This is a genomic window from Microbulbifer mangrovi (assembly GCF_002009015.1).
Lineage (GTDB): Bacteria > Pseudomonadota > Gammaproteobacteria > Pseudomonadales > Cellvibrionaceae > Microbulbifer > Microbulbifer mangrovi.
The window spans coordinates 38,710-64,342 of record NZ_LZDE01000341.1; the positions used below are offsets into that span (position 1 = coordinate 38,710).

Genomic DNA, 25,633 nt, shown 5'->3' on the forward strand with positions numbered 1-25,633 from the left:
TTCTGAGAGGTTAATCCTGCAGTAACCATCTACAGGTTAGCGATCTCGATCATCATCGCCGTGTACATTTTCAGATTCAGGCGCAGTTGATCCACGGTAATGAACTCGTGCTCTGAGTGGCCCGTGTAGGCCTTCCCCGGCATCGACGGCCCAAAGCTGACCGCGTTCGGCAACAACTTGGCATTGGTAGACCCGCCGATGGATACCGGGCCCGCATCTTCAATACCGGTGAAGTGACGAAACACCTCCAACAGTGGTTGCACATGCGGTGCATCGTCCGCGCGGTAAGGCTCGCCCAAGCTCACGCCCACATCGGCCATCTGGATACCCGTCTCTTTCTGCCAGCTGTCGATGGCGCTGTGGATCTGCTTGTCCAGTAGCTCAGCGGACTTGCCGGTGGGGCGGCGCAGGTTTAGGTAGCTGGTAACGCCCTTGTCATCGGCCTTCACCATGGTGAGAGCACCCGTCATTGGCCCCATAAAGTCATCGCTGTAGGCGATATCGCCAAACTGCTCGGCGACGATGCCGGTGCCAATCAGGTCGTTGATATAACGCACGGTGGCGCCGGCCGCATTGGCTGGCCAATCGTCGTTGCCCAGCGCATCTGCCAGGAAGGCAATGGCATTGACACCGTGTTCAGGCTCGGAGCTATGGGTTGCCGCACCGCGCGCGGTGATTTCCAGTACGTCACCCTTTTTCTCGAATTCGAACTTCACCTTCGGGTGAATCGCGGCGCGGGCTCGGATCGCCTCCTCCAGTGCGGGAGTCGGGTTGACAATGCTGGCATGGGCCTCATCCGGCACCTGGCTGCGGAAGTAGCCGCCGTGGAAATCGCTCAGGTAAGGCTTGTTCTTGTCCGCCAACGCAGAATCGGCAAAGGTCGCGCGGATTTCGCTCCAGCCTTTCTCAGCGGTCACCACCGGGTAACTAGCATCGATGGTGATGTTGTAGGCGGGCATATCGTAATCTTTCAAGAATGCCTTGAGCGGCTCCCAGTCCGATTCCTCGGCCATGTACACAATCAGCTCCACGCGCCGCTTCATCGGCACGCCTTTGTCCTTGATGGCCTTCATCGCATAGAGGGCGGTGGCAATCGGACCCTTGTCATCCTCACTGCCGCGGGCAATCAACTTGCCTGGCTCACTGCTACGGTCAAGTTCAAACGGGCTCTGCTTCCACTTGGCCGGATTGGCAGGCTGCACATCACCGTGGGTGACAATACCGATCTTCTCCTCCCCCTGCCCCATGGCGACAATCACCACATAGCCGCGGTCCTCACACTCGAGACCCAGTGCTTCGGCTTTGTCACACAGGGTACGCTTGAAGCCGGCGAATTCGGGATTCTTCTCCAGCGGCTGGTCTTCACGCGCTACGGTCTTGAACCGGACCAGCTCGGCGAGAGTGTCGGTCATTGTCGCTTCGTATTTTTTCACCGCGTAGTCCGCGGTCTTTTGCGCTGCGGGCGAGACATCCGCCGCTGCGGCAAGCGGGCATAGCAGCATCGAAGCCGCTATCCGTAAAATTTTGGAACGGAACTTCACAGGGCACTCCATAGTTCGGGGTTAAGTACTTTGGGTATAGAAATCGTAGAAAGGCGGGATTGTACCCTTGCTCAAGCGTCCAATCCCACCACACGCGACCCGGTGACGACTAGCTGCGACCTGGCGAAGTTCAGGTAGACTTTACGTTAGCGACTACAGGGAAAATTTTCCTGCTGAAGCGCTATCATCTTTTCAAACGGCCGCAAAATTGCCTGGAAATCGCAGTCCGGTTCCAACTGCTGCATCGCCATCATGATGCTCTCTATGGTCGACAAACTGTTTTCCATCGAGGAGTGCCGGATTTGATAACCGGACTGCAAGTCACCCTCAAAGCTGACCCGGGGTAGCTGCTGCAGCATCGGGTGCATGTGCAGAATTTTCTTGGACTTTTTCCAGGTTGCATCGATCACCACCAGCTGCTCCAGTGACGCCGCGAGTGTCGAGCCCGGCGCCACCTGCTCCACTTCCGGCAGCCAGGCGAGGGACGGGTATAGCAAGGCCGAATTGGGCTTTAACAACTGCGCCAAATCGTGGACTGCCAGCTGCTCGGCCACAATCAATTCACTATTATCCAGGCACAGCTGCGCCATGCGCCCGGTATTGAACGGGTGCTTCTGCTCCAGCGGGTGCTGTATGATCAACACCCGGATTCGATTGGGAATATAGACCAGCGCGCTGCAGTAGCAGACATTGAGTGGACGTTGGCAGGTAGGACAGACTTGGCGCGGCATAGATAATGGCAAGTGATGCTTTCGGGACAGATTCTCTCTCGGTGCAGTGGCTCTCGGATGCGGAGATGCCACTCGCCAACAAATTCTATCGTGCGCACAAGTTTCGCGGTAAGGCGAAGCGGCACGACCCCTGCGCTGTGGTCAGGGATGGACAGCATACCATCATCGCCTGCGGATGCCTGCGACAGCTGACAGATAGCCAGTTACTGGCGGGCGTAGCCGTGGCGCCGGAATGGCAGGGCCGCGGCGTTGCACGGTTGCTGCTGAAGAGCATGGCCGAAAAGTACGACACACAGACCTTTACCTTCCCCTACCGGCACTTGGTGCTGTTTTACGAGTCCCTCGGGTTTATAGATGTAGCCCCCGACGGGCAGCCTTCCGCCATTGCCGACCGCTTTCATACCTACCAGCAACAGGGGCGCGATATTATCGTGATGCGCTATCGGCCCGGTACAAGCTCGTGAGTTACGAACATATCCATAAATTCGTTAACCGGCGTGCTCTCAAGCAGCTTCTGATCCTTGCATAGAGCGAAAATTGCCGCACAGCGCCCGGACGGGAATCGTGTTGCCAGGTTGGTGCGGAATTTTTCCTCAAGCAACGGGATACCCTCCTGCCTGCGCCGCCTGTGCCCTATCGGGTATTCCACTTCCACCTTCTTCGTCGCAGTTCCATCGACAAAAAAGACCTGAACCGCATTGGCGATAGAGCGCTTGGTCGGATCCAGGTAATCGGCGGAGTATCGGACGTCTTCCATCACTTCGATTCTTTCCCGAAGCCGGTCTATTTCCGGGTGCGCACGATGGAAACTGTCTTCGTAGTGTTCGGCCTTCAGATCGCCGAAAAGCAGCGGAACCGCCGTCATGTACTGCAGGCAGTGGTCACGGTCGGCCGGGTTGGCTAGCGGACCAGATTTGGAAATGATACGAATGGCGGATTCATGCGTGGTGATCACGATACGGTCGATATCACCGATACGCCCGCTCAGCTGGGGATGCAGGATCACCGCAGCCTCGCAAGCGGTCTGGGCGTGGAATTCGGCAGGGAAAGAGAGTTTGAACAGGACGTTTTCCATCACATAGCTGCCGTAGCCTTGCGGGAACTTGAACTCGCGCTCGCGTGCTGGCTTCACTTCCTGATCAGCCACAGTCTTGCTGAACAGTACATCGTAGAACCCCCACTGCTCCGCGGTCAGCGCACCCGGTATACCCATCTCGCCGCGCATGGCGATATCCGCCAGGCGCACACCACGGCTGGTAGCATCGCCGGCGGCCCAGGATTTTCGCGAACCGGCATTGGGAGCATGGCGGTAGGTACGCAGTGCACTACCGTCCACCCATGCCTGTGACACGGCCGCCATTACTTGCTCGCGGCTGCCGCCTTTTAGCTTGGTGGCCACTGCCGCCGAGGCAACCCGTACCAGCAATACATGGTCCAGCCCTACCCGATTAAAACTGTTTTCCAGCGCCAACACACCCTGGATTTCATGGGCGCGAATCATGGTATCGAGCACCTGACGCATCGTGAAAGGTGGCCGGCCCTGCGCGACGTGTTTCTGCGACAAGTAATCGGTTACCGCGAGTATGGCACCGAGGTTGTCCGATGGGTGTCCCCACTCCGCTGCCAGCCAGGTGTCGTTGAAATCCAGCCAGCGTATACAGCAACCGATATCCCACGCAGCCGTGATTGGGTCGAGGCGTAAATCGGTGCCGGGCACACGGGCACCGTTCGGCACCACGGTGCCATCGACAATCGGCCCCAGGTGCTTGGTACATTCGGCAAACTGTAAGGCCAGCAGCCCGCAACCCAGCGTATCCATTAAGCAATTGCGGGCGGTATCAAAGGCCTCCTCGGAGGTGATGCGATAGTCCAACACATAGTCGGCAATATCCTGGATTACTTGATCGTAATCAGGGCGGACGTTTTCTGTGACGGTACCATTCATAGGCCGGTTCTCTTCAATCGCAGGTTGAAGGATAGCCATGTGGGATCAGATGTTCGCAGCGACAATTGCCCACGTGAAATATCGCGCAAACCGTAGTCGTGCAGAGACGATACGTCTAATCTGCATAAATTAATGACCTGATTAATGGAGGTTCCATGGAAGCGTTCCCGCACGAGTACAAGGTAGCCGCACGCGCCGCGAGCGAAGGTGAAGTCACACTGACAGCCGATGGGATCGAGCCCATCGTCTCGGCGGCACCCATCCAGTTCGATGGCCCAGGAGACCGCTGGTCCCCCGAGGATTTGCTGGTGGCTGCGGTGGCGGATTGCTTTATTCTGACGTTCCGCGCCATCGCCAAGCACTCGAAACTGGAGTGGGCATCATTGGAATGCAGCGCCACAGGCACTCTGGATAAGGATGGGCGCAAGACCTGCTTCACAGCGTTTACCATCAACGCCTGGCTGGAAGTGCCCGAAGGCACAGATATGGAAAAGGCACACAAACTGCTGGAGAAATCCGAGGAAAGCTGCCTCGTGACCAACTCCCTGAATGCTGAGGTTACACTCAAGGCGGAAGTCATAAACACGTAAAACTCGCACAATTCTTGTTCAACAAACAACCAACATTAAAAGCAATTCGAATTTTCGCGCCATATGGTAATCTTGCTGTGCGTATTTAAACGACAAAAATAAGAGCACAGGAGTTCTCAAACATGGAAAACAATCCATATAGCGCGCCGACTTCCGACCTGTCAGAGGCAACGGAAGATCTGATCTCAGGCAATTTTCAGCGTTTCAGTGCCTGGTGGGTATTTTTACTCTCCATCGTCACCCTGGGTATTTATCCCGTGTACTGGGTTTTCACCCGTGCCCAAACTGCTAACCGTATCCACGAAAAGCAGATCACAGCCGCCTGGCTCGTGGCGATGGTAGCCCTGTACGCGCTCACCTTTGCGGCAGAGTTCATTTTCCCTGAAATGGAAGGACTCTACCTGCTGGTTAACGTCGGGTATCTGGTGGCTTACCTCACCTGCCTGTTCAAGGTCAAAAACCGCTTACAGGATCTGATGAGCAAAAGCACTGGCTCCACCTATACCCTGGGCCCGGTTCTCACGTTCTTCTTCAACGCGATTTATCTGCAGTACAAGATCAACGAGTTTATTGACCTGAACCAGCCGTCCGCCGACCAGCAGACAGCTGCTTAAACAAAAAAGGGCGGTAATCCCCGCCCTTTTTATTGCCGGCGAACCGACGGCCATGTTCGTCGCTCATTCTAAACTGTCCGCATTCCCCCCGTATTCTCCCCACACCGCCCCCGCCGGGATAGCCAATTAGCCGCCGATAATTTGATCTAGACTTGGACTGGCCACAGTTCGGGCCGATCTCACCGTCGGAGGGGCCCTTTATGACTACCAGCACAGCGACCCGGGCACGATTGGTCTTCGCGACCATGGTACTCGCCGGCGTCATCGCAGGCGCGATCTGGTACTACCAGACGAGCGGTCGCTTTCAGACCTATCAGATTCTGACCGAAGACTCGGTGTCCGGGCTTATTGCCGGTGCACCCGTTGAGTTCCACGGCGTAGATGTCGGCAGAGTCACCAAGGTGGAACTTACCGGCCCCAGTTCCGTACGCATCCTACTGGATGTCGAAAAGGACGCTCCCGTGTCCAAAGCAACCGTTGCCACCATCACCGCACGTGGACTCGCTACCCGTGGGTTTACCGGCTATGTCTACGTGCTGCTGGAGAACACGGGTACCGACCAGGGTCCACTCACCGTCGCCCCCGGAGCGCGCTATCCGCGCATACCCAACACCCCTTCCCGCTCGGTCAACCTGGATACCGCGATCAGCCAGGTCAACCAGAACGTGCAATCGCTGACCGAATTACTGCAGTCCATGCTGGATGAAAACACCATCGCCGCCTTTCAGCAGGCGATCGGCAATCTGCAGCAGGTCACCCAGGTGCTTGCAGAGAACCAGCAGAGGCTCAGTGCCATCATCGCCAATACCGAGCACGCCAGTGGCCGACTAGGTCCGCTGCTGGATTCGAGCAGCGACACCGTCCATGCATTGCAGCAGGTCAGCGAAATGCTGGCAGCAAATGAGCAGCGTCTAAATGGCATAATCACCAACACCCAGCAGGCGAGTGTTCAACTCGGGCCGCTACTGGATGCGAGCAGTGATTCTGTCAATGCACTCCAGCTTCAGGTGCTGCCAGAGGCCTACCGGTCAATGGCCACCCTGAATCAGCTGACCAATTCCATGACGCGCCTGACCGACAAGATCAACCGCGATCCGTCCATTCTCCTGCGCGGCAGTACACCTCCGCCGCTTGGGCCAGGCGAAACCGAATGAGTGAAAGGGGGTATGCCAGCACACTGTCTCATACCAAAACAGCCGTCTGTCTTGTGGTGGTCGCTTCCGCAATTCTGATTTCCGGCTGCACACTATTTTCCCCGGTGGAAAGCGACGAGCGGGTGGCTGTAATCAACAAGGTTCCCCGTGAAATTCCCCTGCGACAAACACATCGGGCAACATTGCTCGTTTTACCCCCCAGCATTAACCCGGTATATGACACCATTCGCATGGCCTATCGCACGGAGCCGCATCAGGTGGGCTATTACCGTCACCACCAATGGGGTGCAACGCCAGCGCAAATGCTCCTTCCGTTGCTGGCGCGCACGCTGGAGAAAACGCAATACTTTGATGCGGTAGCCACACCGCCCTACTTCGGTCCACACAGCCATGCGCTGCAAATAGAGATTGTAGAGTTCATGCAGGACTTCACCGCCACACCGGCAACTCTCCATCTTTTACTGCGGGTTCAGCTTATTGACGGTAAATCAACCCGGATCATCGCAAGCAGAACCATATCGGTATACGAGCCCATGCTACATGTGTCGCCCAGCGCGGGCGTGGTAGCAGCCAACGATGCCGCCGCGAATGCTTTGCAGGAGACAGCGCAGTTTGTACTGGAACAAATGCCGCAAACCGCACATTAATCTTGAGTGCCGGGCAAAATTTTCTTCAGGGTGTTATCCCGCGAAATAAAGTGATGCCGCAATGCGGCACCGGCATGCAGCAGGATGAAACCAATCAGGGCATATCCGAGCCACTTGTGCACCTCGATCAATAGCTGATAGCGATACTCATTGTGCGGGATTAAATCGGGTAACCGAATACCGAAGAAATACACCGGAATACTCGCGGCCGAAGACATCAACCAGCCACTGATCGGCAAAGCAAACATAAACGCGTAAAAGCACAGATGGACAAAGCGCGCGGCGATCTTTTGCCAATCTGGCAGTTCGCTCACCAACGCAGGTAATGTGTTACCCACACGCCATGCCAGCCGCACCATAGCCAACCCCAGGGCCAATACGCCGTACTCCTTGTGGTACACGATCAGCGTCAGTTTTGTTTTGTCGAAACCGACATCGGGAAGCCCACTCATATACACACCAAGCACGATGAGCGCGATGAGCAATACCGCCATTAGCCAATGGAGCAAAATGGCGACTGCGCCATAATGCCGGTCCGTGTTCGTCAGCCTAGTCATTCGTCGCAACAGCCAGTCAGACACTATTCACACATAATAGTGTGCCTTGAAAGCTTACATCCGCGGCAACCACATACCCATGCTCGCGGCAAAGATACCGGTGGCCATAAACACCGTCAGCGGCACCAGGGTGCTCACGAAGGCAATCTGAGTGCGGTGCCCAGCTTCGCGCTTCTGACAATGGAAATACCACTGCAACATGGCCAGCGGAACCAGGTACTGACCAAGGCCGAGTGCATACACGAAAGGTCCGGTGAACGATTCCCAATCGATTCCCCAGCCACCGGTGAGCATCGCCCAACCCATCAGGACTACACGAAAGAACCACACCGCGCTGGCAACCATGAACAGGCGTAGGGCCCAGCGCCGGTGCTCTGCAATCCGACCGGCCAAGACGTTGTGCAACGCCATAAATGCAAACACCAGGATCAATACGCCGTCGATCGAAATGGTGATCTGAGACCACAGGTTACCAACGCTGTGACGCGTCCAGATCATGTACAGCCCGCCCACACTGCTAAGTACGGCAGCCAGCAGGTAGCTGCGGCCCAGCCAGCGGTGGAACATGGGAGCGTACCGGCGTACGGCAGGAACCAGCTGCAGCGGGCCGCCACCGATCACAATCGCAGCCAGCAGCACATGCGCTACCGCCGCCAGATTGCCCAGGGTATCGCCCTCGCGAAAACCCGCTGGCAGGTGATCAAGACCCTGCAGCCCATGCAGTCCCGACTGAGCAATCGGCGGGTAGAACACGGCGAGAATGTAGGCAAGGAATATCCCGTGGCCGATCGCCGCAATACTGAACCAGGTTGTTACGGACAGATTGACAGCCCGCCTTGTATCGAATGGACGAATTTGTGTTGAGCTGAGTACAGCGTCGTTCATGTTGTTTCTCCAGGCATTGGCTAAATGTGCCTGGCGAGAATGGTCCGTGTTTTCGGGCATCAGAACATCGGCCGCAGGCCGGATTCTCACCTCCCCCAAAAGGTGGAGACGGCACTGCGATCGCCTCCGCCGCAAGTCTCATGACAGCTGGCCACACCTGGTTTAGCATTCGGAAATGAAATTGCCGTCCTACAAAATGCAGGTTCCGAACTCGCTCAACGCCAGTACCGAGTTGCCCAGGCTTCCGGTCTGGCAGCCACTGCGCGGGCCATTCGAGCGCTGGCCCCAGCTGACCGATCTACTCATCGCCCTGCTCGCCTTTTTGCTGACGCTGCTGATGTGGTCTCGCCAGAATGCAAACGACGTACTGGCGTTGCACAGCCTGGGGGATGTCGGCGCCTTTCAATGCGCCTTCGTGGGCTGCTTCGCCCTGTTGTGGCGTCGCACCCACCCCTCTCAGGTACACGCCGTTGTGCTTGGCGCCACGCTGATACTGGAGCTGGGCTTGCCGGCAGAAGGTATCGTGGCCCTGGCGTTTTCGCTCTACAGCCTTGGCCGCTATGAAGCCAACGCCAGAATCAGTTTGATCGCGGTGCTGGCAACGCTGGCGTTTGTGGTGCTGGACGAGCGGTTACTGGTTCAGCTCACCGCCGGTGGTACGGTGGCTGTCGTACTCGCTTGGGCCCTGTGGCACACAGGCCGCAGGCTGCGCTTTCGCGGCGAACACCTTCGCTTGCTGCAAGAACGCGCCGAGTATCTGGAACGCGAGCGCACCGCGGAATCCGAGCGCGCTGTAGCCGCCGAGCGCACCCGGATCGCACGCGAGATGCATGACGTGGTGGCGCATCAGGTTAGCCTGATGACAGTCCAGGCCGGCGCTGCCAGGACCATCTGTCGCAACAATCCAGAGGCGGCCAGTGAAGCCATGGCGGCGGTGGAGGCTGCTGGTCGACACGCCCTGTCGGAAATGCGCCATTTACTGGGCGTGCTGCGCCCTGCCGATAGAGAAACGTCGCTCGCACCGCAACCAGATCTGGGAGACCTCCCTGCCCTGGTCGAAAAAGTCCGGCAAGTCGTGGCCAGGGTGGAGTTTGAAACCCGCGGTCAGGTCGAAGAGGTGCCCGCCAGAGTCGGCCTCGCCGCCTATCGCATCATCCAGGAATCATTGACCAACATCATCAAGCATGTCGGCGCCAAAGCCAGTGTGCAGGTGGGCGTGTGCGTTGCCTCTGATCATGTTGCGATCCGCGTGCAGGATGACGGGCACGGCGCCGACGAGCCGTCCATTGACGAACAACAAAGTGCCGGGCATGGCATCGCGGGTATGCGCGAACGGGCGGAACTGCTCGGCGGCCACCTGCGCGCCAGGGTAATCGAAGGCGGTGGCTTTGAAGTAACTGCACAACTGCCGACTACGGAAGGAAGAACCAGATGATACGAGTCATGGTGGTGGATGATCAGGCACTGGTAAGGCGTGGTTTTGCCCTGGTGCTGGATAACGAACCCGATATTCAGGTGGTGGCCGAGGCAGGCACCGGCCTTACGGCAATCGCGGCCGCACGCGAGCACCAGCCGGACATCATCCTGATGGACATCCGCATGCCGGAAATGGACGGGCTGGAAGCCACCGCGCGCATTTTGCAAACAGAGAAAAAAGCCGAGGCTGGTGACACTCCCTGCCGGGTCATCATCCTCACCACCTTCGATCCCGACGAATACGTATTCCGCGCCCTGCGGGCGGGAGCCAGCGGCTTTGTGCTGAAGGATATTCCACCGGAGGCGCTGGTGGAGGCAGTGCGTACTGTTGCGGATGGTGGTGCCATGCTCGCACCGGGTATTACCCAACGTCTGATCAGCCAGTTCGCACAGAAGTTAGGGACAGGACGCAATCTGGCCGAACGATTGGAGCGTTTAACCGCGCGCGAGCGCGAGGTGCTCGCCGCGATTGCTGATGGCAAGAGCAATGCCGAAATTGCCGAGGCCCTGTTTATTGGGCCGGCCACCGTCAAAACCCACGTATCCAGCGTGCTGTCCAAACTGGGATTGCGCGATCGGGCGCAGGCAGTTGTGTTCGCCTACGAATGTGGGCTGGCCAACGCCGGAGGGCGCGATGTCGGCTTCTAGCGCAATACAAAGTGTGCAGCACAATAGTCTGTACAGACTCGCCGCTGTTGGCGCCCTACTCCTGAGTATTTTCCTTGCCCTGGGCGCTTACGGCCATTTTGTCGCCGTCTGGTTGCAATTAGCGGGTGAAGATACTGCGTTATTGCGCCGCCTACTGCTGATGCTGCCCGGTGTGACCCTCGCCGGCACCGCCACGTTGAATATCCTCTTCAGCAAACCGCTCTGGCAAGCACGTGACTACGCACTGACCGCCACCCTGACAGGCAATCTCGCGGCCATGCTTTATTTGATCTACCTAATGATACAAGGTGTGCCCGACCACCCCATCGGTGTCTTCCTTGCATTGGAGATGTCGTTAGTCATCCTGCTGCTGGGTATACGGGCCGGGCTGGTATGGCCGGTAGAGGCCAACTGATCCCCAAGTTCCATGCCAGTAGGCCTCCTGCTGTCCGCGACATCGCATCGACCTACTTTCCGAGTTGCAAGCCTGCCCGGACATTCTGAGTGTACACTGCTGACTCGTTAACTACCTTTCTGCACCTCAACCACATCGGGCAGAGAATAGGCCCCATCAAGCACCGACTTCCCCGGGCGATATATACGAAACAGAAAATTCCAGCCATCACTGGTATCGACACGGTTGGCGAAATCTCCACAGGCCTCTTCAGAGCCGAAATATGCTGTGAAAGAGCCATCGTCATTCAACTTGGTATTAGCTTCATTTAAAACGTTGTTTTCGCTTTTCATGAATCCGTCTTTACCGTAAACGGTAATAGACCAAAAGCCGTCGTTATCGGGCACTTGATAGTTAGCGGAATAACACTTATCGGCACTTGCAGTTGCTGGCTGATAATTCAAATATATCGCTTCGGATTCCGGGAGAAGACCCCAGGCTGCTGCAGCAGCGAAGTGCCGGGTTTTCTCATTCACGTCTCCGCGCTTGCCCATCATTCCGGCCCAGCTATCGAACTTCTTACTACCGGCTTCATATTCGCTGCGCAAAGCGTCGAGCGAATTCCGATCCCATTGAAACCCGGGAAACTCACCACCGGTTTTAGAGGTCACCTTGAACTGGTCTTGCAGACTATTGACCAAGGCAACGTCTAGCTCACTTGTGGGATCTTTTAACTGAATACGGATAATGACGTACAAAAAGCGGGTATCGCCCTTCACCGTATGCGTGCCGGGATCGTGGATGATATCTACCACGTAGTGATCATTGTCGATGATATATACGGAAGCATAACGATCATCCGGCAGTTCCGGGAAGTTGATGGTGATTCCATCCTTGGCATCGAACACACCACCAGAATAGAGCACATCCCGGTTCATACGGATAACTGTCTGGTTATCGAGCGGTGTCGGCTTACGGAAATGAAAAAACTTGTTGGTCCCGCCGGCATTCTCAATCATCGCGGCATACATATTGTCGGTTTCCGCGCGGATGAAGGTATCAGCTGTTACTCTTTTTGCATCTTCCGACTGCACCTGAACAGCAGCTAAAGCAAACAACATCAAGCCGGCAAATGTCAGTATTCTCACACGCATCAAACGTTCCCTTATAAGTACGGCACACCAGCTAACAGTCTAGTGATGTACGGATGCGTTCGATGACAGCTGCTTATAACTATTCGCTCGGAAACACCGCACCCCTAAAAAAGGATAGTTATGGCCAAATGGCTAGCTGACGCCAGCCGCTACCCAGCGGCTGATTGAGCGGCCATCGCGTAATCGATGGCCGCACAAACTGCAACCGCTTGCGCGGTGTTGCACTGTTCCGGCGTGGCACGGGGGCTGTCAGGGTAGACTTCGGTGGTGGTTTTGTACGTAGCGCTGGTAATGCTGGCGCACAGGCCCAACTTTTTAAGCGGATACTCGATAACCCCCCGGGCGACTACCGGTGAGCCGATGATTTCGTTGTTGTCATCGGCCGGGGCGATATGGGTAACCTTCTCTACCGCGGCGATCACCGCCTGCTGAAATTCGGGCTGCGGGTTCTCGCTGTCGTCCACCAGGTAGAAGCCATCGGGAATGCCACCCGGGGCAAACGGCTTACCATCGCGGGCGGCCAGTGCGGGGCGGAATTCGGTTTCGTCGGTATCGGTGGTCTCGTGCAGGTCGATATGCATCACTACCTGATCGCGTACGGGTGCCACCAGTCTCATCAGCGCCGCGGACTCTTCCGCCGGGCTGTTGTCGTAGAAGGAGCGGTTCGGGTCGATGGCGTTCGGGTTCCAGCGGTGGATGCGCTCGTAACCCCAGGGACTTACGCAGGGTGCCACCAACAAGTTGACGCGACCGGCGTACTCCGCAGCATGCTGATCCACAAACTGCAGCGCACCGTGTACGCCGCTGGTCTCGTAGCCATGTACCCCGCCCGTCACCAGCACCACCGGCAGATCGTCATTCCAGTCACGGCTACGGATCGCCAGCAGCGGAAAGTGCTCATTGCCGTATTCCAGACGGCCATACTCCTCAACGTCAAAGCGATCACGCAAGCGCTCGATCTTATTTACCACTTCAGATTCGTAGCTGCGATGACGGGTCTGTCGCGACAGCCATTCGGCGCGTTCCGCGCCGCCCCAGGGCGTGCCGGGGGTACCGATTGGATAGAAGTCGAGGGAAGTCGTCATAGCGCTTGTTCTCCGATGATGAGCGGGGGAGGCATTCTACACCGCGAACAGGCCCAGCTGGCCATCCACCAGCGCGTCAAAATCCAAGTCTATGAAAGGCAATATGGTCACGGCCGCTGGGTCGGCCGCTCGCCCAGATCAATGCGCGAGTGCGATATACAGAGCAATCGCTCCTACCACTAGCAGCGCGATGGCCCAGATCAAATCGAAGTTGATCCACTGTTGCCGCAGCACCGCGAGCCCCAGTTTGCGGTAGACGATCCAGGCAACGGCGCCCATGACCAGTAGCATCGCCAGTGAGTGTAATACGACCGCCAGCACAAGGTTACCGCTGCCGGACACAGCCATGTGATGGCCTGAATGGGCACCGCCGTGAGCGTCGGCCAGGCCCAGCAGCGCCGGCACCAGCATCAGGCCGGCACCGTGCGCGCTGGCCATCAGAAAAGACCAGAAAAACAGGTCGCGATTGCCGACTTTCATGCCCACCCAGCGCGGATGCCGGTAGTAATTGGCGAGTTTGTAAAAACCGAACGTCAGTAGCAGCACCGCGGTCAGCCAGCGCAGTGCGGAAAGCGAGATCCATTGCAGCCCGGCAAACACCAGCACAACCACGGCGGCGATTGCCGCGGCGTGGCCCACAGCAATCGGCAGCAATGAAACCCAGATGACCTTTTCGCTATGCTGCTGCAGCCCCCGCGACAGCGCAAACAGCCAACCCATACCAGGGTTCAGCCCGTGAAAGGCGCCCAGCGCGATAACGGCCAGCCAAGGTGCAACTGCCTCAGGAAGGGTAACAGTAGGAATCTGTAGAAGCGTCACCACCCTCAAGCCTCACCTGGTGCACGCGGGTAGTGCCGAAATCGATAAAGAAATCCGGGTCCAGACGCATACCGCCATCGGGATCCGTGTTCACTTTCACCATCCAGCCAGTCATCCCCTCCGGATAAAACTGGTCGTCCCAGCTGCTGTAGAGCGAATTGGTGAAATACACCCGGCGCCCGTCGCGGCTGATTTCCACCATTTGCGGTGCACCGAGTAATGGCCAACTTTTTTTCGGGTGTCCCTTTTTCGCCACGATGCCACCGATCTCTACCTTGCCGGTCAATTTCGGGTTAAACGGATCCGATACATCGTACTGGTGCAGTTCGCCGATCCCCCAGCAGGCCACATAGAGAAAGCGATCGTCGAGGGACAGGTCGATATCCGACACCAGTGGCGGCACCGCCTTGAAAGGTTTCAGCGCCGGCGGCAGATCCGCCTCGTCAGCGGGCACCGGCGGAATGGTGATGACCTTTTTCATCTGCCACTCGTCGTTTTCCCGGTACCAGGTCCACACAGACGCGGACAGGTCCTCGGTACTGACCACAACACCGGCAAAACCATAGTGTTTGGTGGGATCGTGGGCCGGGCGCAGCTCCAGCAGCATCTGATGCTCTGCACCGATATCGACGGACTGTTTCAGTTTTCGTTTACGCAGATCCCAAAAATGAATGCGGTGCCCATACTTGTTCGCCAGCAGGTCTTCCGGAACCAGGCCATTTTCAAATTGTGACGGCTTGGCCCACTCGCTACTGATCAGCACATCTTCCGCCAGATGCCACCAGAAATCGTAAGCCAGTTTCTGGTCGCCGCGATCCAGCTCCCAGGGGCCGACCACCTCAAAACTGAAGTGATCCAAAAGAAAGATACCGCCGGGGCCGTCGTCGCCATTGGCAGACCCCATGGCAGAAACGTAGATGGCGTCGGGGCCACAGTGCACCGTGTGTGGCCGACTGTAACCGGACTTGGCCATCACCGTTTCCGGTTCCAACGTTTTCACAATCTGCGGCTGGCGCGGATCCGGTTTGGTATCGATGATATAGATCCGAGAACTGCGCAGCCCCGGCACCACCAGGTAGCGACGCTCCAGATGGGGATGGGGCGCATAAGGGCACAGTGCTGAACTGCACGCATTCCAGCCAAAGTGATGCAGTTCATCACCAATATTGGGCAGCTCCAACGTGTGCACAACCTGACTGTAAGTATCAGACCCCGGTTCCAGGTCCACGACGCAGATGGCATCCGGCTTACCACCTCCGGTATTCAGTGCGGCGACATAGGCATGACGTTCTGGTGGCGCCTGCATGGCCATTTTTGCCGAAGGGTAAAAAGACGGATCCGGTTTCCACAAAGCCATTGCTTCACTCCCGTTTTTAGCTCGCCGCTAACTGTCGAATCGCTGGCAGTATAGTGAGCAATCGTTCGGGGATAACTTAACTCCGGCTTAAGAAAACCAGACATGCGCCGAAATTCGCCTTCAGAAAAATGATACGACGAACAGCGCTCTCTGGCGGAATTCTGTGGCGGCTTAGATACCGATATTTAGTCTATAGCGCCGAATAGGCCCAACTGCCCATCCACCAGGCTGTCAAAATCCAGGTCGATGAAAGGCAATATGGCATCGGCCACCGGCTTGAGCTGTTTGTCGATATAGTGCTGGTAATCGATTGGTGACTGGCGGTAGTCCACTGGCTCGGGGCCGTTGAGGGTGATCACGTAGTGAATCCAGCCCTTGTTCTGATATTTGGGTGATAGCCCCTGCTGGCGGCGGTGCTCGTCGGCCAACCGCGCCGCGCGCACCTGGGGCGGTACGTTTTTTACGTATTGCTCCAGCTTGCGCCGGAGCCGCTTGCGGTACACCAGCTGCTCGTCCATCTCCCCTGCCCGGGTTTTCTCCACCGTCTCGCGGATATAGTCGGATGGATCTTCACCCTTAAACACCATCCCGTAGAGTTGGGGCTGGAATTGCTTGGCCAGGGGCGTCCAGTCGCTGCGCACGGTTTCCAGGCCCTTGAATACCAGCTTTTCCTCATCCCCGTTCACCACCAGGCCCGCATAGCGTTTCTTGGAGCCGGCCTCCGAGCCGCGAATGGTGGGCATTAGAAAACGCTGGTAGTGGGTTTCGAATTCCAGCTCCAGTTCGCACTCCAAAGCCAGCTCTTCTTTGAGCTTATTCTGCCAGCGCGTATTGATCTCACTGGCCAGATCCTTGCCGATCGCATCAGCCTCTTCCGGGCTGGGTCGGCCGCTCAGCCAGACAAAGGTGGAATCGGTATCGCCGTAGATGACCTGGTGTTTCCCTTCATCAATCTCCTCAATCCAGCGGGCCGTCTGTTGCATGATCTCGTGACCGCGCAGGGTGATGGAGCTGGCCAGGCGCGTGTCGTAAAAACGGCAGCCGCCACTTCCGAGCACCCCGTAGAAGGAGTTCATGATGATCTTGATGGCCTGGGAGCGGGCGGCATCCTGCTCCTGCTTGGCGATATCCCGCTGGGCCCAGAGATTGGTAATGATGTCCGGCAGGAAATGCTTGTCGCGGGAGAAGCGCGCGCCGCGAAAACCGGGGATGCTGTTTTCATCCGCCCTGCCCTCGGTCGTGTCCTCTTCCGATCCCTCAACCAGTCCCTCGATCAATCCCATAGGATCGATCTTGAAGGTGCGGATAATGCTGGGATACAGGCTCTTGAAATCCAGCACCAGTACGTTGTCGTACAGGCCCGGCCGGGAGTCCATGACATAGCCGCCGGGGCTGGCCAGACCGCCGTCGGCCGGCAGGTTGGGCGCCACATAGCGGCTGCGGTGCAGTTTGGGCAGGTAGAGATTGGTAAAAGCCGCCACCGAGCCGCCACTGCGGTCAAGCTCCAGGCCGGTGAGCTGGGCCCGCAGGCGCAGATAATCCAACAAGCGGGTGTGCTGGAATATGCCCCAGACCAGGCGGCAGTCTTCCAGGTTGTAGGCGGCAAGCTTGGGTTTGTTATGACGGAAGTCGTGTTCAATCGCCGCCAGGCGGTTGTCCACGTCTTCGGTGTCCTTGCCCCTGCCCAGCAGGGTCTGGGCCACGAACTCAAGGCTAAAACTTTCAAAGTTGTAGGTGGCACTCTTCAGTCCGTCGATACCATCCAGCACCACCCGGCCCGGCAGCGTCACGAAGCCCTGGTTGCCTTCCCGGCCATCCCGCCAGCGGGCATCGGTGCCACCGCGCCCCAGCTTCAGGCGCAGGCCATGGCGCCCAGCCCGCTTCAGTAGCAGCCGAAAATCAAAGTCCACCACGGCCCAGCCGATGATGATGTCCGGGTCCAGGCTTTGAATCCTGGCCTCCAGCGCCCGGAGCAAAGCCCGCTCATCATCCACCCAGTGGATGGCGGTGTCGGCACTCTCCCGTTTGCCCACCATCAACACCTCTTCCACGCCATGCCCGTAGAGGCCAACCGAATACAGCTCGCCCTGGCCGGAGCACTCCACGTCCAAGGAAACCACCGTGAAACCCGGCTGTACCTCGGCGCCCTTGAGGCGCACGTTGCGATATTCCGTATAGCCGTCTCTGGCCCGGGCCACCCCTTCAAAGTAGAGGCCACCCCGGACAAAGCGCTCCATCAGGTAACGGTCGTGGAGTCGAAAATCCCCTTCAAATACCTCGATGCCGCGAGTTTGCAACAGGGTCTGGGCCCGGCGGTGGGCGTCGATGGTGGGGAAATACAGCATCGCCGCTTCCTCGCGGCCAAAGGTCTGGAAGCCAAGCTGATGCCAATCGAAAGGCACGCCGGCCAGCGCCTCGGTCACCTGGGGGCGGTCTGCCACCCTCACCATAAAGACCGGGCGCTCGCCTTCAATAACCAACTTGACCGGGCCCTCGGGCGTGGCCAGCCAGTAGTGGATGCAGGTGCTGCCGCGCTGGTCAAAGCTGTGGCGGGTGAGGAGGAATCCTTGAGGCAAAAGACTGTACTGCGTTGAGGCTTGAGTTGGTGATGGGCGCCATTCTACTGGATAAATACACAGATATCAGTAATTGCGAGAGCTGGCTCTGGCGATCAGTATAAGCCGAAAGGAGACGGGAAAAACGTAGAGAAAGTAGCCATCACCAAGAAAGGCGGGCGGCTACACGCGTCTCATCGGCGTGCAATGAAAACAACCAACCATTGCGTTCACACAGCCGTTGGACGATACCCAGACCCAGACCATACCCGTTGGGTGAGGACGCTTCGGCCGGTGTTTGCCGTTCCTCCGCTTCACTACTCACCTGGTTGGTGACAAAAAGCACGCGTTCTTTGATGTGAATCGTGATCGGTCCCTGCCCGTCCAGCGTGTGCTCGAACGCATTTCGCACCAGGTTATTGACCGCGATAGAAAAAGCCTGTGAATGTCCACAGGCTATGGGTTTTGAAAGATCAGCGATTTCAGCATTGTTTAAGTCGATTTCGACATCGACACACTTGCCGTTCAACAGATGGCGCTGCTGTTCTATCGCTTGGCTGACCAGCGGCATGACTAAAAACTGCTCATTATACTGCCCACCGTCGGTTTCGCGAGCGAGGCACAGGAACGTTTCAATCGTGGACTTCATTTCGAAGGTCGCACGCCTCACTCGGTCCACCACCTTCCTATCGGTCGCAGACAGATCGCTCTCTTCCAATAGCTCAAGCGCGCCCATGATCACTGTGATCGGCGTGCGCAACTCATGACTGGCGGAACCGGTAAAGTATCGCTCCCGCTCAACAAATGCGCTGATCCGCTCAAGCGTCTTCTCAATGGTCCTGGCGAGGACCCCAACCTCATCATCGCTGAACCGGCTGGATTCAATGAGTTTGAGATCTTCGGCCGATAGCTTTTCTGGATCAATGTCCGCGACCACATTCGCGAGTTGCACCACAGGAGCGACCGCTCTGCGCATCACAAAAAACCCAAGCCCGAAACCCAGAGCACCGAGGGTACCCACGATCCCGGTAATTGCGAGCAGCCACCACCAATCCTCTGACGACGCAGCTTCAATCCCGGCAACGTCGAAAACCACAAATGCGCGTTGCTGCCCGCTGTCAGCAGGCACTACCGCGACATGCAGCTCTTCGGTATCGAACTCGTACAACCCCTCCTCGGGGTTTGTCTGCGCCCATTCCCTGAGTGATTCCGGCAAACTATCAATTTCATCGTATCCGCGAAGGGGCATCGTCAGAGCGGGATAACTTTCGGCGGCACGCTGTAGCTGAGTCGCCAGTACACGATCCTCACTCAGCCTGATCGCCGAGAAGAAAGCCAGCCCCCAGACCACACTGAGTACCGCAACACACAGCGCAAATGCTATTGCGACACGCTTGCGTAAACTGTACCGGTACATTACTGGGCATCCTCTGCAATTCGGTAGCCGATGCGATGCACCGTATGAATCAGCGGGCTACCAAACGGCCGGTCGATCGCCTGCCGCAGCTTGTACATATGCGAGCGAAGCGCATCACCATCGGGGCGCTCGTCGGCCCATAACAAGGTTTCGAGATCATCGCGGGCCACAACAGATGGTGCCTGTTCCATCAGTCGCTGGAGTAGCCTCATGCTGGCAGGGGTGAGATCGATGCGCCGTCCCGCGCGATGCACTTGCAGAGTGGACCGATTCATCGTCAGATCACCTATCGTTAACAGGCTGGCGGTCTTTCCGCGACTACGCTTGTACAGTGCCTGCAGTCGCGCATGTAACTCCTGTAAAGCGAATGGCTTGATCAAATAGTCATCAGCGCCCGCCTCGAATCCCTTAAGTTTATCGTCGAGCGTGTCTCTCGCGGTTAGCATAAGCACGGGCGTTTCTACTTCAGCATCCGCCCGTAGCTTTTGGCAAAATCGCAGGCCATCCATCCCCGGAAGCATCAGGTCCAGAACAATTACGTCGAACGGATTCGTCAACGCCAGGTGCATACCGCTGATACCGTCATAGGCAAAATCCATAACATAGTTATGCTTTGCAAGATACGCGGCAATGTTCTCGCAAATATCGCGATTGTCTTCGACAATCAGCACCCTGATTGGCGCCGCACCTAGCGCATGTACCATCTACTGCCCTCCTTACGAGACACGATTTAGCAGGCCTGATTTACCAAGCGTAATCCAGCCGCAAACCAATAAGCGGCTCGGCTTCGCTATCGTCCTTCACCTCAATGCCTCGACGGTAGTCAAAATCAGTGTCGTCGCTCGACGACGCTGCCGTTACGTTGATGATATCAAGAAAGGCTGTTGTATCTATGGGGCCAAATGCGCGCCGATAGTCTACTCGCACGTTCAACATGGCGGAACCGCTTTTGCGACCGACATTGCGCTCAGTGATCTCTTTCGAGTAGCGCAAAGGTTGCCCTGCTCCCAACACGTCTGAGTGAATAATAAACACATCGTCTGGTCTGCCGGAAAGATACTTGTAGCGCCCGGCAACCTTCCAGCGGTCGCTGATTTCCCAGGTAAGGCCGAGAGTCGCGACATGCTCGCGGCTGAATTCGGCGGCTACGTCACCGCGACCGTCTTTCCGATCGACATTGGCATCGTTATAGGAGTAAGTCGCGGTAGCGTAAATCCCCTCGCGAATCGTACTGTTAGCCACGATATCGACACCATAGGATGTGCCGGCACCAATGTTTGCAAAGGTGCCGCTCGCCCGATCAAGGTCGACCACCAGGTTATTAAGGTTCTGATAATAGGCTTCCGTCAACACCGACCAGCGGTTGCTCGGGACGTATTCATAACCGATGCTAGCGTGCGTGATTTCTTCGGTCTCAAGGTCGTTCGATGCGTTCGCGGCAATGTCTAAAAACCGTGGTGACTGATGAAAGCGCCCTGCCGTTGCAAAGTATCTAATCGTTTTACCCGGTCGCCAGTTGACGCTGAGCCTGGGCGACGCGAAGCTTTGGTCTGCAAAGCCGTCCCGCTCCAGCCGCACACCGGTGCGAACATCCCAATCGCCGCGTTTAAAGGCCTGTTCTACGTACCCTGCGTAGTTCGTTTCTTTCTGACTTAGTGAAGAGTTGATGTTCGCGGGCGTCAGCACAATAAACCGCTGGTCGGGCTCTGGCCTGAAGTCATCGTCGTCATAGACAAACCGGATCCAATCGCCGTCCAGGACGGTGTTATAGTCCAGATCAATTTGCGTTACTCGAACACCGGCACTGAACACGCCCCATTGATTCACCGTTTCGAAGTCACTTCGCAATCCGATCTCTGTCTCTCCCTCACCGATGGTAATAATGTCTTCCCGCACCGGAAAACTGGACGCGGGGGATCCCTCAGGTACGAGATCAGGGAATGATTCCCCCTCTGAACTGATCTTGTCGCTGGTGCGGTAGTAAACCTTATTGGTCAAGACAGCCTCATCACCGATCAATGATCGCAATGTCAGGCCATACAAATCACTATCTTGTTCAGAATCTTGAAGGGCAGCATCTTCGAAATTGGGCGACGCAAAAACGTGGGTCACGCCGCGGGTGTAATCTTCATGTGTATCGATCAGTAGAACTTCGAGGGTGTGGTTCTGATTAACCGGTATGACCGACTTTACGATGAAGTCTCGTAGGACAGGATCTCCAATGTCGAGTTCTTCGATCGTTTCAAAAAACGAGCCAAAGTCCAATCGACGCGCAGAAACGAGCAAGGTAGCGCCTTCGGTAATGCCGGCAGGACCATCGTAACCAACTTCATAGCCCGCGATATCAAACCGCAGACTTGCCGAAGGGCTTGGATTGCCATCGGCAACTTCCAGGTTGAGTAACGATGCAGCCCGGCCGCCGTACGCCGCACTCCAGCCGCCCGGTGAAAATTCTGCACCACTGATTACGTTTGGTGCGAATATCGAGAAGCGGCCGCCACCACCGACATCTTCCTCTTCCCCCAGAGTTGCATCAAAGTGCACCGCTTTATCAAAAGGAAACTCATCAACGAATAACAGGTTATCTCGCGGGCCGCGGCCCCGTACGCTAAAGCTTGCGAATTCACTGGCGGATGCCAGGCCAGGCAAACCGTCCAGTGAGAGGAGCGGGTCTGAGCCACCGCCAACGGCACTGCGCAAGGCTTCCCTATCCAGGTAGGTGCTGCTAGCGGATGCAAATGCATCAGGTTGCTGCGCCCTAACCTCCACCTCCTCAAGCGCCTGCTCCAGAAGCTCGAATTCAATTTTTACATTCTTGCGCGTCACAACGCGGACACTTGGCTCATAGGACGTACTGAACCCGCCTTTGGCCACGTTCACCGAGTAGAGACCGGGATCGAGCAGCTCAACCACAATGCGACCTTGTGCGTCGGTCTCTACAGATCGCGTGGAATCGGTTTCCCGTTCCCTGAGCATGATCTGCGCGGATGAGAGTGGCCGGTCTGTATTCTGATCCTTGACGACGATAGTCAGTGCACCGGGCGCCTCTGCGGCGTGGGTATAAAGTGGAGCTCCCATCAGCAGCACCGATAGCGTCAACCACGATACCTGTCTCAATTGCCTGCTCATATTGCGATCCCTTTTGTTATCCCTGCGACAATCTGCCGTTTTTATTTGGTGAAACGCTGGGAGGTTAGCAACGCAAATGTGACTGAAATGTCGCTGAGTTGTGACGGCTACATCAGAGCCCGGTTACCTAAGCCGGTTCGGCTCAGGAAAAATACCGGATCCTTGCTATTTGGCACGTAAAGTCAGTTGTTTTTCTCTTAAGGCAAAAAGGGGTGTATTACACTTTTTATTCAATGGGTATATATGGAGTTACCTTGAATGAAACGGATATTGAAATTTTCACCCATCCTGGCACCGCTGGCTTTGGCGCTGAGCACTACCGCCTCGGCCAACCCCCTCGGCCTGACCGGCCCCCAGGACTTTATTGTCCGGGTGGGCGGCTATTACATTGAGCCCAACGAAGACCAGGTTAGCTTTGTCGACGAGACCTTCGAGTATTTCGATGCGTTTCGCTCGAACGTTGACCCTGGTTCCGAGTGGGGCTGGTACATGAACCTTGAGTGGAAAGCCAACGAGCATTGGGGCATCGAGCTTGGCTATATGGATGGCGACAACCATACCAGCAGCCACGCCGACGGCTTTTTCACCTTCGGCTTCGACGATGTCGACTATCGCGACGTGGTCAGTTTTGATGCCGACATCAGTACCTTGAGCCTGAAGTACTACCCCCTGGATGAGACCTGCATGGTTCAGCCCTATATCGGTGGTGGCATTAGCTATACCGACTTTGGTGAGGGCAGTCTTAGACGTGCACTGCGGGACGACCTGGCAGACTTTGGACTGCGTGGCGACTTCGATATGGGGTATGCCTGGGGCTATACCTGGCAAATGGGTATGGATTTCAATTTCGGGCGCGATAGCTCCTGGCTGGTCAACGTCGCCGCAATGTACGCCAGATCCGAAACAGATCTGCGGGTACGGGTTTTTGATGACGTACCGCCGCCCCCGGATGTAGATCCTATTTTTGAGTCCTATTCCGGCGACTACAGCTATGATCCCTGGATGTTCAATCTGTCAGTAGGGTACAAATTCTCCTTCTGACACACTGAATTCGGCAGATTATTTTGGGCGCCTCGGCGCCCTTTTTTGTGCAGGTGAAAGGCCGACTGATTTACTGACGGCGGTAGCCGGGGGCACTGCCCGCCGGGACAGCCCAAGAAAGGCAATTGCTAAAAGGCACCCGCGGCTCCTTCGTCGCGGAGTTTACAAGCCACGCTTGAATGATTGGACAGGTCGAGGGAGAATGCTCGCGCCCGAATGAGGAGTATTCGCGCCACCGAGTCAGCAGACATCGGCAACCTAATAACAGCCAGGGAGGCAAGACAGTGACTCTCCATCTCCAAGCGACCAAGCAAACCTTCGCCAACAGCATGCGTGATGTCTGGAAAGACTGGCAACGCCCCGGCGGAAGCCGAAGAGTCCGTCGGCGGCAGTCGATCGAGCAGGCGATTCGGGTCGCGACGCCCTTCATGCCCACGCCGGCAATATTCCACAATAATCTGGGTCCGGACCTGTGCGGCTCCTTCAGCTGGGGCACCTGGCGCTTGACGCTGAACGCCACCTACACCAGAAACACCGACCTGATCTACAAGGACTTCGTTGAGCTGTGCGCGACGATCTACCACGAGACCCGTCACAGCGAGCAATTCTTCCGTATCTCACAGGGGCTCGCGGGCGGCGAGATCGAGTTCCCCGACCAGAGCTCGAGCTCCAAGATCAACGCCCACACCAAAGACAATGGCATGGGATCGGTGCAGGATCGGATCCGGATGTTTCAGGATGTCAGCCAGGGCACTGACGTGACTGCGACGCCCCAGATGATCTCCAGATGGCTCAACGTGCCAATGAACGTGTCCAATCAGGCCTCCCAGAACGCGCGCAACAACTTCCGGACCTTCTGCGGCACCGCCCGTCCAACCTGGTTCAAGCGTTCGACCATCAAGCTTGAGGTCGAAGAGTGGATGAGGGAATGCTACAAGACCACCCTCTCCGGGGTCGGCAACTTCGCTCAGAGCGATAACTCGCCGTGGGACTTCTACACCAACCAGCCCACCGAGCGTGATGCGCACGGAATTGAAGACGATGTGACCGGGCTGATCGAAACCGCCATCGGTGTCCGCGTCGCCCAACACGGCAACGAGAGGCGCAGCAGCAACCAGTTCAACCACCTGTAGGACACCGCTTCTAGGGTTTCCGAACCAAAAACAAATAAATGGGATCAGATCAGCATAAAGTTGATCTGATCCCATTTACCAGACAGCATCAATCGATCCGGCGGCGTGCTTCATTAGACCGGCCGGTTTGCGGCTCGCGCACCCGGCGTATCTGATCACGCTTATCCGTTTTCTTTTTGGACTTCTTTTTTCCTTACCCTTCTTTTAACGCCATAATACCGTCCTGATCCCATTTATCCGAAACGCCTCATCAGATACAAGAGCGACATGAATTCAAAGAACCACTGGAAACTGTTGAATACGAAAAAGGCTCTCGACGTCCGCAGGTAAGTATCTACGACACTATTGAAAATGAACAGCGATCCACCTGAGCCGACCCGCACACAGGCTACTTACTATCCGACACCAAGCAGATAAAAAGTGAACTACCCGCCAACCAAAATCTCTAGAGAAAAGACCACAATCGTACGAAGATAAATAGTGCGCCAGCTTAAAATCCGTCACCAGCTATCATTTCCATAAAGATACTTCGCTAACCTATTTATTTTACAGACAATTTTATAAGCAGAAAAAGTCACCGAGCACCACACCCAGCTTATAAATTGTCGCAAAGGATAAAATGAGTTAATTTACTTTTCAGGCAGTCGCCGCCCATCCACCGCGGGCAAGTAATGATTCGACTACAACCACGCTGCCCGAAACAATTATCGCAACTTAATAAGTTAGCAGCTCCTCCGCCTACATAGAGCCCGGGCAAAGAA

23 protein-coding genes are annotated in these 25,633 nt (G+C 56.5%); 10 read left to right on the plus strand and 13 right to left on the minus strand.

Translation table 11 applies throughout. The features are described from left to right. Positions 1-29 precede the first annotated feature (29 nt). Together B4U49_RS15945 and B4U49_RS15950 are read right to left on the minus strand one after the other, a co-directional pair. Complete coding sequence (locus B4U49_RS15945) at positions 30-1,502, minus strand: dipeptidase (RefSeq protein WP_204903062.1); 1,473 nt, start codon at positions 1,500-1,502, stop codon at positions 30-32. A 185-nt stretch (positions 1,503-1,687) separates the two neighbouring features. Next, positions 1,688-2,272 carry a tRNA-uridine aminocarboxypropyltransferase gene (locus B4U49_RS15950; protein ID WP_078085603.1) on the minus strand — a complete coding sequence of 195 codons (585 nt, stop codon included), beginning with the start codon at positions 2,270-2,272 and terminating at the stop codon, positions 1,688-1,690. 5 nt (positions 2,273-2,277) lie between these two features. Here B4U49_RS15950 and B4U49_RS15955 point away from each other — a divergent pair, with 5 nt between their 5' ends. Further along, complete coding sequence (locus B4U49_RS15955; protein ID WP_078085604.1) at positions 2,278-2,736, plus strand: GNAT family N-acetyltransferase; 459 nt, start codon at positions 2,278-2,280, stop codon at positions 2,734-2,736. Here the strand turns inward: B4U49_RS15955 and B4U49_RS15960 are convergent. Continuing rightward, on the minus strand, positions 2,712-4,217 hold the full coding sequence (locus B4U49_RS15960; protein WP_078085605.1) for a bifunctional 2-methylcitrate dehydratase/aconitate hydratase: 1,506 nt from the start codon (positions 4,215-4,217) through the stop codon (positions 2,712-2,714). The two genes, B4U49_RS15955 and B4U49_RS15960, sit on opposite strands and share 25 nt — an antisense overlap. 155 nt (positions 4,218-4,372) lie before the next feature. On the opposite strand from B4U49_RS15960, the gene B4U49_RS15965 reads away from it, so the two are divergent. From B4U49_RS15965 to B4U49_RS15980, 4 genes are all read left to right on the plus strand, one after another. Then, positions 4,373-4,807: an OsmC family protein gene (locus B4U49_RS15965; RefSeq protein ID WP_078085606.1), complete on the plus strand. Its 435-nt coding sequence runs from the start codon at positions 4,373-4,375 to the stop codon at positions 4,805-4,807. Between the two features lie 122 nt (positions 4,808-4,929). Beyond that, positions 4,930-5,421 (plus strand): DUF4234 domain-containing protein, encoded by a 492-nt coding sequence (locus tag B4U49_RS15970; RefSeq protein WP_078085607.1) that lies wholly within the window; start codon positions 4,930-4,932, stop codon positions 5,419-5,421. A 200-nt stretch (positions 5,422-5,621) separates the two neighbouring features. Further along, entirely contained in the window at positions 5,622-6,575 is a 954-nt protein-coding gene (locus tag B4U49_RS15975; protein ID WP_078085608.1) for an MlaD family protein, read from the plus strand. Further along, positions 6,572-7,222: an ABC-type transport auxiliary lipoprotein family protein gene (locus B4U49_RS15980; protein WP_078085609.1), complete on the plus strand. Its 651-nt coding sequence runs from the start codon at positions 6,572-6,574 to the stop codon at positions 7,220-7,222. Before B4U49_RS15975 ends, B4U49_RS15980 begins: the two co-directional genes overlap by 4 nt. Here B4U49_RS15980 and B4U49_RS15985 read toward each other — a convergent pair. Both B4U49_RS15985 and B4U49_RS15990 read right to left on the minus strand, forming a co-directional pair. Further along, on the minus strand, positions 7,219-7,803 hold the full coding sequence (locus tag B4U49_RS15985; protein WP_239692666.1) for a cytochrome b: 585 nt from the start codon (positions 7,801-7,803) through the stop codon (positions 7,219-7,221). The genes B4U49_RS15980 and B4U49_RS15985 overlap by 4 nt on opposite strands. 30 nt (positions 7,804-7,833) lie before the next feature. Beyond that, on the minus strand, positions 7,834-8,664 hold the full coding sequence (locus tag B4U49_RS15990) for a DUF2306 domain-containing protein (protein WP_078085611.1): 831 nt from the start codon (positions 8,662-8,664) through the stop codon (positions 7,834-7,836). Between the two features lie 175 nt (positions 8,665-8,839). Between B4U49_RS15990 and B4U49_RS15995 the strand changes: the two genes are divergently transcribed. The 3 genes from B4U49_RS15995 to B4U49_RS16005 are packed head-to-tail and all read left to right on the plus strand — an operon-like array spanning position 8,840 to position 11,203. After that, positions 8,840-10,099, plus strand: coding sequence for a sensor histidine kinase (locus tag B4U49_RS15995; protein ID WP_239692667.1), 1,260 nt, complete (start codon positions 8,840-8,842; stop codon positions 10,097-10,099). Next, positions 10,096-10,788, plus strand: a complete 693-nt coding sequence (locus B4U49_RS16000; RefSeq protein ID WP_078085612.1) for a response regulator — start codon at positions 10,096-10,098, stop codon at positions 10,786-10,788. The genes B4U49_RS15995 and B4U49_RS16000 overlap by 4 nt, the downstream gene beginning before the upstream one ends. Beyond that, positions 10,775-11,203 (plus strand): hypothetical protein, encoded by a 429-nt coding sequence (locus B4U49_RS16005; protein WP_078085613.1) that lies wholly within the window; start codon positions 10,775-10,777, stop codon positions 11,201-11,203. Before B4U49_RS16000 ends, B4U49_RS16005 begins: the two co-directional genes overlap by 14 nt. Before the next feature lie 107 nt (positions 11,204-11,310). On the opposite strand, the gene B4U49_RS16010 is transcribed toward B4U49_RS16005, so the two are convergent. From B4U49_RS16010 to B4U49_RS16045, 8 genes are all read right to left on the minus strand, one after another. Next, positions 11,311-12,336 carry a DUF1214 domain-containing protein gene (locus B4U49_RS16010; RefSeq protein ID WP_204903063.1) on the minus strand — a complete coding sequence of 342 codons (1,026 nt, stop codon included), beginning with the start codon at positions 12,334-12,336 and terminating at the stop codon, positions 11,311-11,313. Positions 12,337-12,485: 149 nt separating this feature from the next. Next, positions 12,486-13,421 carry a M14 family metallopeptidase gene (locus B4U49_RS16015; RefSeq protein ID WP_078085614.1) on the minus strand — a complete coding sequence of 312 codons (936 nt, stop codon included), beginning with the start codon at positions 13,419-13,421 and terminating at the stop codon, positions 12,486-12,488. Between the two features lie 138 nt (positions 13,422-13,559). Then, on the minus strand, positions 13,560-14,141 hold the full coding sequence (locus B4U49_RS16020; protein ID WP_204903064.1) for a hypothetical protein: 582 nt from the start codon (positions 14,139-14,141) through the stop codon (positions 13,560-13,562). 61 nt (positions 14,142-14,202) lie between these two features. Next, a complete protein-coding gene (locus tag B4U49_RS16025) occupies positions 14,203-15,597 on the minus strand; it encodes a selenium-binding family protein (protein WP_078085615.1) in 1,395 nt (464 codons plus the stop codon). A 185-nt stretch (positions 15,598-15,782) separates the two neighbouring features. Next, positions 15,783-18,173, minus strand: coding sequence for a DNA polymerase II (locus B4U49_RS16030; RefSeq protein WP_078085616.1), 2,391 nt, complete (start codon positions 18,171-18,173; stop codon positions 15,783-15,785). A gap of 142 nt (positions 18,174-18,315) precedes the next feature. Continuing rightward, positions 18,316-19,569: a sensor histidine kinase gene (locus B4U49_RS16035; RefSeq protein WP_078085617.1), complete on the minus strand. Its 1,254-nt coding sequence runs from the start codon at positions 19,567-19,569 to the stop codon at positions 18,316-18,318. Continuing rightward, positions 19,569-20,273 (minus strand): response regulator transcription factor, encoded by a 705-nt coding sequence (locus B4U49_RS16040; protein WP_078085618.1) that lies wholly within the window; start codon positions 20,271-20,273, stop codon positions 19,569-19,571. The genes B4U49_RS16035 and B4U49_RS16040 overlap by 1 nt, the downstream gene beginning before the upstream one ends. Before the next feature lie 40 nt (positions 20,274-20,313). Continuing rightward, positions 20,314-22,698 carry a TonB-dependent receptor gene (locus B4U49_RS16045; protein ID WP_078085619.1) on the minus strand — a complete coding sequence of 795 codons (2,385 nt, stop codon included), beginning with the start codon at positions 22,696-22,698 and terminating at the stop codon, positions 20,314-20,316. Positions 22,699-22,956: 258 nt separating this feature from the next. On the opposite strand from B4U49_RS16045, the gene B4U49_RS16050 reads away from it, so the two are divergent. Both B4U49_RS16050 and B4U49_RS16055 read left to right on the plus strand, forming a co-directional pair. Beyond that, a complete protein-coding gene (locus B4U49_RS16050) occupies positions 22,957-23,739 on the plus strand; it encodes an OmpW/AlkL family protein (RefSeq protein ID WP_078085620.1) in 783 nt (260 codons plus the stop codon). 284 nt (positions 23,740-24,023) lie between these two features. Further along, entirely contained in the window at positions 24,024-24,872 is an 849-nt protein-coding gene (locus B4U49_RS16055; protein ID WP_143735705.1) for a hypothetical protein, read from the plus strand. Positions 24,873-25,633: the final 761 nt, after the last annotated feature.

Excerpts from the sequence above, each read along its gene's own strand:
- B4U49_RS15945 (WP_204903062.1), bottom strand. The coding sequence starts at position 1,502 with ATGCTGCTATGCCCGCTTGCCGCAGCGGCGGATGTCTCGCCCGCAGCG.
- B4U49_RS15950 (WP_078085603.1), bottom strand. The coding sequence starts at position 2,272 with ATGCCGCGCCAAGTCTGTCCTACCTGCCAACGTCCACTCAATGTCTGC.
- B4U49_RS15955 (WP_078085604.1), top strand. The coding sequence starts at position 2,278 with ATGGCAAGTGATGCTTTCGGGACAGATTCTCTCTCGGTGCAGTGGCTC.
- B4U49_RS15960 (WP_078085605.1), bottom strand. The coding sequence starts at position 4,217 with ATGAATGGTACCGTCACAGAAAACGTCCGCCCTGATTACGATCAAGTA.
- B4U49_RS15965 (WP_078085606.1), top strand. The coding sequence starts at position 4,373 with ATGGAAGCGTTCCCGCACGAGTACAAGGTAGCCGCACGCGCCGCGAGC.
- B4U49_RS15970 (WP_078085607.1), top strand. The coding sequence starts at position 4,930 with ATGGAAAACAATCCATATAGCGCGCCGACTTCCGACCTGTCAGAGGCA.
- B4U49_RS15975 (WP_078085608.1), top strand. The coding sequence starts at position 5,622 with ATGACTACCAGCACAGCGACCCGGGCACGATTGGTCTTCGCGACCATG.
- B4U49_RS15980 (WP_078085609.1), top strand. The coding sequence starts at position 6,572 with ATGAGTGAAAGGGGGTATGCCAGCACACTGTCTCATACCAAAACAGCC.
- B4U49_RS15990 (WP_078085611.1), bottom strand. The coding sequence starts at position 8,664 with ATGAACGACGCTGTACTCAGCTCAACACAAATTCGTCCATTCGATACA.
- B4U49_RS15995 (WP_239692667.1), top strand. The coding sequence starts at position 8,840 with ATGAAATTGCCGTCCTACAAAATGCAGGTTCCGAACTCGCTCAACGCC.
- B4U49_RS16000 (WP_078085612.1), top strand. The coding sequence starts at position 10,096 with ATGATACGAGTCATGGTGGTGGATGATCAGGCACTGGTAAGGCGTGGT.
- B4U49_RS16005 (WP_078085613.1), top strand. The coding sequence starts at position 10,775 with ATGTCGGCTTCTAGCGCAATACAAAGTGTGCAGCACAATAGTCTGTAC.
- B4U49_RS16010 (WP_204903063.1), bottom strand. The coding sequence starts at position 12,336 with ATGCGTGTGAGAATACTGACATTTGCCGGCTTGATGTTGTTTGCTTTA.
- B4U49_RS16015 (WP_078085614.1), bottom strand. The coding sequence starts at position 13,421 with ATGACGACTTCCCTCGACTTCTATCCAATCGGTACCCCCGGCACGCCC.
- B4U49_RS16020 (WP_204903064.1), bottom strand. The coding sequence starts at position 14,141 with ATGGGTTGGCTGTTTGCGCTGTCGCGGGGGCTGCAGCAGCATAGCGAA.
- B4U49_RS16025 (WP_078085615.1), bottom strand. The coding sequence starts at position 15,597 with ATGGCTTTGTGGAAACCGGATCCGTCTTTTTACCCTTCGGCAAAAATG.
- B4U49_RS16035 (WP_078085617.1), bottom strand. The coding sequence starts at position 19,569 with ATGTACCGGTACAGTTTACGCAAGCGTGTCGCAATAGCATTTGCGCTG.
- B4U49_RS16040 (WP_078085618.1), bottom strand. The coding sequence starts at position 20,273 with ATGGTACATGCGCTAGGTGCGGCGCCAATCAGGGTGCTGATTGTCGAA.
- B4U49_RS16045 (WP_078085619.1), bottom strand. The coding sequence starts at position 22,698 with ATGAGCAGGCAATTGAGACAGGTATCGTGGTTGACGCTATCGGTGCTG.
- B4U49_RS16050 (WP_078085620.1), top strand. The coding sequence starts at position 22,957 with ATGAAACGGATATTGAAATTTTCACCCATCCTGGCACCGCTGGCTTTG.